Source organism: Streptomyces sp. NPDC002619 (genome assembly GCF_042889305.1).
Taxonomy (GTDB): domain Bacteria; phylum Actinomycetota; class Actinomycetes; order Streptomycetales; family Streptomycetaceae; genus Streptomyces.
Genome location: NZ_JBIAQV010000111.1, coordinates 1 through 6965, shown reverse-complemented (window position 1 = coordinate 6965; position 6965 = coordinate 1). Strand labels below are relative to the sequence as shown.

Here is a 6965-nt window from a genome sequence, read left to right as displayed (position 1 = left end):
ATCACAGCGGCGTTCGGGTCGGACAGGAGGCGGTGCAGCTTGCGGCGGCGCCCGTTCAACCCCGACCCGACCTCGGTCACCACCTCAGCGACCGGAAAACCGAGACCGGTAGCCCCCTGGACTACGCGGGCGACCTGCCGGTCGAGGTCCGGCTTCTGGTCGGCCGAGGAGACACGGCAGTACGCCACGACACGGCCGGCCACTTCCGGGGTGGGCTCGTCGACCAGCCACGTCCCGGACAGTGTCTGGCGTACAGGAACCGGCATGCGGCCCTCTTTCGCCCACGTCCACGCGGTCTGGTAGTGCACGCCGTTGCGTGCAGCCCACTCAGAAAGCTTCATATGGTCAAGATAATAGATGAGAAAGGTTGAGATTCACTGATGGTTCACGGAACAGTTGTTACCCCCCCACACAGCCACAGGCCCCCACGGCCGAGGCCCTGGCCGGGTGACCGGCGACGCGGCTGGAGCGACGGCAGCGGGAACAGAGGCGTAACCTCGCGGAGGACGTACCGCACGCGTCCCGCAGGCCGGTGGACGGCCCGATCCCCGCCCGGGCGGTGACGCTCGCTTCGAGTGACCCACCGGGACGGGCTCTCACCTGGAAGGCAACGACGTCGCCATGTCCAACTCCTACGCGCAACCCATCCTGAGGGCAGCCGAACTCGGGGAGGCGTTGCGCGTGATCGGGCAGTTGCTCGAGATCGCCGACACCCGCGAGCTCGAGGTCGACTTCGAGGCGCGAATCTCGTCGCCGGAGGCGCTGAAACCGTTGAGCGTGCTGCTGCCGAGGGCGGATTGGTTCGCCGCCGGGAACGGAGACGGCTCGTCGGACAAGGGGGACGACCCGGCTGCGCATCTGCCCGTCCGGGTGCAGAGCTGGGCCATGCCACCGGACATCGTGGAGCCGCTCCTGCGCGCAGTCACCGGCACCCCCGCCGCGATCCGCTGGGACTTCCGGGGCTGGCCGGAGGCTCCCGAGGCGGGTCTGGGTACCGGCGGCTCCAGGGGCGCGTACGTGACCCTGTGCGTCAACGCCCGCGACCTCGACCTCGACGAGCCGGCAACCGACCACACGGTCTTCGTGCACGTCAAACAGTCCGAAGCCGAACGCGCCCCCTGGCTGGCGGCGCGGGTCGGACTGCAGGTGATCGGCGACTTGGTGATGGCCCCGCACTGACCGTGCAGAGGGGGAACTACCGCCTGCACTCCGGGCAGTACGTCCTCTGGCTCGGCCCCGGCGCGGTCCTCGTCCCGGAACGAGGCGCCTCCTACCGGACGGTCGCAGGAGTGGCGGGCGAGGTGCGCGGCTACCGCCCGGCAGACCGCATCCGCGTCACCCACGGCACCACTACGGTCCAAGTCGCCCTCGCCCCCACCGCCGACGGGACCCGGACAATGCTCCGCTTCCACCAAGAGCACCTGGCGAGCGCCGAAGAGCGCGAACAGCAGCGGGCGCATTGGCAGCGCACCCTGGACCAGGCCGCTGCCGTCCTCGACCAGCAGTGACGGCAGTGCGCGATACGCGCGGAGCCACCCGAGCGCACGGCCGTCGGGCCCGCGCCGGACGGCGTCGAGCGCCCGCTACAGCGAGCCCGGCGTGACCAGTCCGGTTTCGTAGGCGACCACCACGGCTTGGGCCCGGTCGCGCAGGCCGAGCTTGGTGAAGATGCGGCCGACGTAGGTCTTGGTGGTCTGCTCGGCGATCACGAGCACATCGCTGATCTCGGAGTTGGACAGGCCGCAGGCGATCAGCCGGAGGACCTCGGTCTCGCGCTGGGTGAGCGCGTCGAGTACGGGCGTCGGCCGCGGACCGCCGTGGGGGACACGGGCGAAGTCGGCGATCAGGCGTCGGGTGACCGATGGGGCGAGCAGTGCCTCACCCGCGGCCACCACCCGGACCGCTTGGACCAGTTCGGCGGCGGTGGCGTCCTTGAGCAGGAACCCGCTGGCCCCGGCGCGCAGTGCCGCGTACACGTAATCGTCGAGGTCGAAGGTGGTGAGCATGAGCACCCGCGGGCCCCCCGGCTCTGCCGTCCCGTGCAGGATTTCCCGGCTCGCCTGGAGGCCGTCCATCACCGGCATCCGCACGTCCATCAGCACGACGTCGGGTGACAGTTCCCGGGCCTGGGCGACCGCGGCGGCTCCATCCGCGGCCTGGCCGACGACCTGGAGGTCCGGTTGGGCGTCGAGCACCGCGGCGAAGCCTTCGCGCACCATCGCCTGGTCGTCCGCGATCAGGCAGCGCGTGAGGGCGGGACGTGAAGCAGGACCCGAAGCGGGATCGGACGCGGCACTGGAAGCAGGACCGGCGGTGCTCATGCGGTCTTCTCCAGCGGGAGCACCACTGACACCTCGAAGCCTCCCGTCGGTGTCGGCCCGGCGGACAACGATCCGCCGAGCAGGGCGACCCGCTCACGCATCCCGGTGAGCCCGTGGCCATGCCCGCTGCCGTGGCCGTGCCTGCTGCCATGCCCATAGCCGTTGTCGCTGTCCGGCCCGTGCTCGTGCCCCGGCCGGACAGCGGGAGCGCCCGGATCGTTGGCCACCCGCACCTGGACGGCGTGCGCGTCCTGACGCACCGTCACGGTGACTGCGGCACCCGGGGCGTGGCGGCTGGCGTTGGACAGCGACTCCTGGACGATCCGGTATGCGCACACACCGACACCCGCGGGCACCCCGCCCAGCTCGTCCGGTACCGACAGGCCGACCGTCACGCCTGCCCGGCGGGCGGCGTCGACCAGTGCCGCGAGATCGGTCAGTTGGGGCTGCGGCGCGAGTGCGGCCGACTGGTCCTGGCGCAGCACGCCGAGCAGTCGCCGCATCTCCGTCAGCGCCTCGCGGGCCACCCCGCTCATCGAGGCGAACTCGGCGCGGGTCGGTTCCGGCAGTTCGCCCAGCCGGAAGGGGGCGGTCTCCGCCTGGACCGCGATCAGGGACAGGTGATGGGCCACCACATCGTGCAGTTCCCTGGCGATCCGCGTGCGCTCCTCCAGCACCGCCCGCCGCGCCCGCTCGGCGTCGGTGCGCACTGTCTGGGTGGCCAGCGCCCGCTGGGTGCGGAGCCGGGAGCCGATGCTGTCCACTGCGACCGCCACGACCGTGAAGACCAGCGTGGCGCTGGCCGGACCGTTCAGGTTCGGGATGTCCCGGACCAGCCACCAGACCCAGGGGATCAGCGTCAGGGCCCACATCCACCACAGCGCCGCCCGCCGCTGCCGGACTCCCGCGAGGCAGAAGGTGACGAGCAACGCCAGCACCTGCGGCGGCCCCCAGGGCCAGCCGCCCCACCAGGCGGCGGGCAGCAGCGGGGACAGCAGCAGCGCGAGCCAGCCGATCCGCCAGGCGAGCATCGGACGCATCGCGACGAGCACGAGCGGCAGCACCACGGCGACGGCGAACAGGACCTGTCCCGTGCCGGGCGGTCGCAGGGCGCCGCCGAGGGCGATCCCGTGCACGTGGGTGGTGTTGACGGCAGCCAGCACGATCGTCGCCGCGACCAGCGCGGCGTATCCCGCCCGGCGCTGTCGTGGCGAGGCGGGCCGGACCGGTTCCCGCTCCGGCCCGGCCAGCACCTGAACGAAGGCACGGCAGGCATTCCGTGCCAACCCCTGCAGCCGAATCACGGGTTCAGCGTAGGCGGGCCGAGCCGCCCGATCATCACCCCTGGATGGTCATACCCAGGTATGACCAGGGCCCGCATCCGGCCCGGAATGTCCTCGCACGTAGCACCGGGATTCGTCCACCCCGGGGTGACGACCCCGCCCTCGCCCGCCGGGCAGCCTGGCACCGACTCGCCCGCCCGCTGGAAGGCAGCCGGAAAGCAAGCGCGGAACAGATGGAGACAGGGGAAGGAGCACGATGAACGTCCAGATCAGCGGCCTGACCCGGCGCTTCGGCGCAGTGCAGGCGGTGGCCGGGGTGGACCTGCAGGCCGGTCCCGGGGTCTTCGGACTGCTGGGGCCGAACGGCGCAGGGAAGACCTCGCTGCTGCGGATGATGGCGACGGCGATACCGCCGTCCTCGGGCGGCCTGCGGCTGCTCGGCCGGGATCCGGGCAGTTACCGCCCGCGCTGTGAGATCCGGCGCAGGCTCGGCTATCTGCCGCAGAACCCCGGCTACTACCCGGGGTTCACGGTGGCGGAGTACGTCGAGTACTTCGCGCTGTTGAAGGAGATGCCGCCGGCCCGGATCCGCGCCGCGGTCGCGACCGCCGTCGACCGGGTCGGGCTCGGTGACCGGAGCAGGGCCAAGCTGCGCACCCTGTCCGGCGGCATGCTGCGCCGGGCCGGCATCGCTCAGGCCATCGTCAACGAGCCGGAGTTGCTGCTGCTCGACGAGCCGACCGCGGGCCTCGACCCGGAGCAGCGCGTGTCGTTCCGGGCGCTGCTACGCGAGTTGGGGCAGCGCGCGACGGTGGTGGTGAGCACCCATCTGGTCGAGGACGTCGCCACCGCCTGCGCCGAGGTGGCCCTGATGGACCAGGGCAGGATCGTCTTCCAGGGGACGCCGGCGGGGCTGACCGCCCGAGGCGACGAGCAGGACGCCGGGGACACCCCGATCGAGCGCGGATACAGCGCCGTCCTCGCTCAGGCGCGGTCATGAGCGCGGCGGCCACAGTATCGGCGGCCGAACGACCCGGCCTGGTGCCGCCGCGTCTGCTGCGCCTACTCGGGCTGCTGCGGCTGATCCGTCTTGAGCTGCGGCACAACGCGATGGCCTGGCTGCTGCCGGTCGCGATCGGGCTGTTCTGGCTCACCACCTACCGCAAGGACATGGCCATGCCACCGCTGTGGAACCTGCGTGCGTCCGGGCTGCAGAGCGGGGCCGTGCTCGACTTCGCGATCCCGGTGACCGGCGCGGCGGCCTGGACCGCGTCGCGGGAAGCCCGCCGCCGCCTCACCGACCAGTTGGTCGTCACCGCGCGCCCGCGCTGGGAACGGCAGTTCGCGTCCTGGCTGGCCACCACGGTCTGGGCGTTGGCGGCCTACTTCGGCTGTGTGGCCGTGCTGTACGAGGTGACGGCCCATCAGGCCCGTTGGGGCGGCCCGCTGTGGTGGCCGGCTGCCGTAGGGGCGGCGAGCCTGCCCGCCTTCGCGGCCCTGGGCTTCGTGGTGGGGGCGCTGCTGCCCGGGCGCTTCACCGCGCCGCTGGTGACCGTCTCCGCGTTCCTCGCCCTCGCGCTCAGCACCGAGCTGATCCACGGCAGCCAGTCAGCCTGGCAGATCTCACCGGTCGTCACCGGGCCGTGGGACCTGGGCCCGCAGGCGGGTGTGGCGACCTTCTACCCGTTCTCCGCCGATCTCTCCCTCGCGCAGGTGATCTTCCTGACCGGGGTCACCGTCGCGCTGCTCGGTGTGCTCGCACTGTCTCCGGTGGCGGCCGGCCGGTGGGTGCGCGTGACGGCGGCCGGGCTCACCGGGGCTGCCGTGCTGGTGGCCGGTACCGCGGTGGTGCTGGCCGGATCCGGCACCCTGGGGCCGCAGGGGCAGATCAACATTCCGGCTCTGCACGATCCCGCCGAGGACCAGCCGCTCCGGTTTACGCCGGTGTGCGGCGACACCGCGATCCCGGTCTGTCTCAACCCCGCCTACGCCTCCTTCCTGCCCACCACCTCGAACGCCTTGGCACCGGTGCTCGACCAGTTGGCCGGGCTGCCGGGCGCGCCGACCCGGATTCTGCAGGTTCCCGTGACCTACCGTCAGGACACCGGCAACGGCGTCAGCGTCCGGCCGGAGGCGCCGCGCGGGGGCGGCGCGGCAACCGGGTTCCCTCTGGTGCTTCCCGTCCAGCTGCCGGGGCCGTCCCTGACGGACGCTCAGATGACGGGCCAGGTGGCCGGGACGTACGGCCCGGAGCTGGTCGCCCGCGTCATCGGCGACGGGCCCGGCGCGTCCCCCGCGCAGAACGCGGTGGCCAAGGCGCTGTTGCTGGCCGCCGGCCTGCGCGAGCCGACGGACCCGGCCGCCTTCCCCGGATCGGACGGACCAGACGGTGCAGGCAGGTCAGGTGAGACCAACTGGCCGAGTCTGACGCCGGGGACGCCGGCCTACGCGGCCGCCGAACGCTTTGCCGCGCTGCCGAGCGCGACCCGGCACGCCTGGCTCGTGCGGCACCTGGCCGCGCTGCGGGCCGGCGGGATCACCCCGGAGCAGCTGCCATGACCGGCGCCCGCCTGCTCCAGCTGTACGCCAAGGGCCGCCGGGTGCCGTTCGCCCTGCTGGCGGTCGCGGGCTGCGCCGCCGGGCTGCGGCTCGCGCTGCTCGGGCACTGGGACGCCTACGGCGCGCTGCAGTTGCCGCTGATCTTCGAGGCCGCCGCGGCGGTCGGCGTCGCAGCCACCGCGGCGAGCCCGCTCGGCGAGCCGGAGCGTGTGTCCGGGCGGTGGCTGCCCTATCTGCGGTCGGCCGTCACGCTCGCACTGACCGCGGTGGCGGTCGGCCTGCTGTGCGCCGCCGCGTTCAGCGGGCACCTGGCCGGCGGCGCCCTGGACGTACTACGTAACTTTGCAGGGATCACCGGCATCGGCCTGCTCTGCGCCGCCGCGCTCGGCGGTGGCCTGTCCTGGACCGGCCCGACGGGCTACCTGGTCGCGGCGGTGTACGCGCTCTACACGCAGTGGCACCCGCCCGCGCTTTCCACCCCGTGGCTCTGGCCCGCGCGCCCGCCGCACGATCTGGGCGGTGCCCTCTGCGCCGGGCTGGTGTTCGCCTGCGGGCTGGCGGCCATCACCGCGCGCGGGGCGCGTGACCGCCCGGCCGATCCCGACGCGGCATGACGGGCCGTCAGTGGGCTTGGATGGACAGGTACTCAGGCGGTCAGGGGGGTAACAACTGTTCCGTGAACCATCAGTGAATCTCAACCTTTCTCATCTATTATCTTGACCATATGAAGCTTTCCGAGTGGGCTGCACGCAACGGCGTGCACTACCAGACCGCGTGGACGTGGGCGAAAGAGGGCCGCATG

General features: G+C 72.4%; 8 protein-coding genes. 5 read left to right on the top strand and 3 right to left on the bottom strand.

Features of this window, described 5'->3' with window-relative positions:
* On the bottom strand, nucleotides 1-341 hold a 341-nt coding region (locus tag ACFYXB_RS45260), incomplete at its 3' end, for a recombinase family protein (protein ID WP_389591310.1).
* A 280-nt stretch (nucleotides 342-621) separates the two neighbouring features.
* On the opposite strand from ACFYXB_RS45260, the gene ACFYXB_RS45255 reads away from it, so the two are divergent.
* Nucleotides 622-1179, top strand: coding sequence for a hypothetical protein (locus tag ACFYXB_RS45255; RefSeq protein WP_389591308.1), 558 nt, complete (start codon nucleotides 622-624; stop codon nucleotides 1177-1179).
* Nucleotides 1180-1181: 2 nt separating this feature from the next.
* Complete coding sequence (locus ACFYXB_RS45250; RefSeq protein ID WP_389591306.1) at nucleotides 1182-1508, top strand: SRPBCC domain-containing protein; 327 nt, start codon at nucleotides 1182-1184, stop codon at nucleotides 1506-1508.
* Nucleotides 1509-1583: 75 nt separating this feature from the next.
* On the opposite strand, the gene ACFYXB_RS45245 is transcribed toward ACFYXB_RS45250, so the two are convergent.
* Together ACFYXB_RS45245 and ACFYXB_RS45240 are read right to left on the bottom strand one after the other, a co-directional pair.
* Nucleotides 1584-2321 (bottom strand): response regulator, encoded by a 738-nt coding sequence (locus ACFYXB_RS45245; RefSeq protein ID WP_389591305.1) that lies wholly within the window; start codon nucleotides 2319-2321, stop codon nucleotides 1584-1586.
* On the bottom strand, nucleotides 2318-3625 hold the full coding sequence (locus ACFYXB_RS45240; RefSeq protein WP_389591304.1) for a sensor histidine kinase: 1308 nt from the start codon (nucleotides 3623-3625) through the stop codon (nucleotides 2318-2320). Before ACFYXB_RS45240 ends, ACFYXB_RS45245 begins: the two co-directional genes overlap by 4 nt.
* Before the next feature lie 235 nt (nucleotides 3626-3860).
* Between ACFYXB_RS45240 and ACFYXB_RS45235 the strand changes: the two genes are divergently transcribed.
* The 3 genes from ACFYXB_RS45235 to ACFYXB_RS45225 are packed head-to-tail and all read left to right on the top strand — an operon-like array spanning nucleotide 3861 to nucleotide 6777.
* On the top strand, nucleotides 3861-4604 hold the full coding sequence (locus ACFYXB_RS45235) for an ABC transporter ATP-binding protein (protein WP_389591303.1): 744 nt from the start codon (nucleotides 3861-3863) through the stop codon (nucleotides 4602-4604).
* Nucleotides 4601-6163, top strand: coding sequence for a hypothetical protein (locus ACFYXB_RS45230; protein WP_389591301.1), 1563 nt, complete (start codon nucleotides 4601-4603; stop codon nucleotides 6161-6163). Before ACFYXB_RS45235 ends, ACFYXB_RS45230 begins: the two co-directional genes overlap by 4 nt.
* Nucleotides 6160-6777 carry a hypothetical protein gene (locus ACFYXB_RS45225; RefSeq protein WP_389591300.1) on the top strand — a complete coding sequence of 206 codons (618 nt, stop codon included), beginning with the start codon at nucleotides 6160-6162 and terminating at the stop codon, nucleotides 6775-6777. Before ACFYXB_RS45230 ends, ACFYXB_RS45225 begins: the two co-directional genes overlap by 4 nt.
* The last annotated feature ends 188 nt before the right edge of the window (nucleotides 6778-6965 follow it).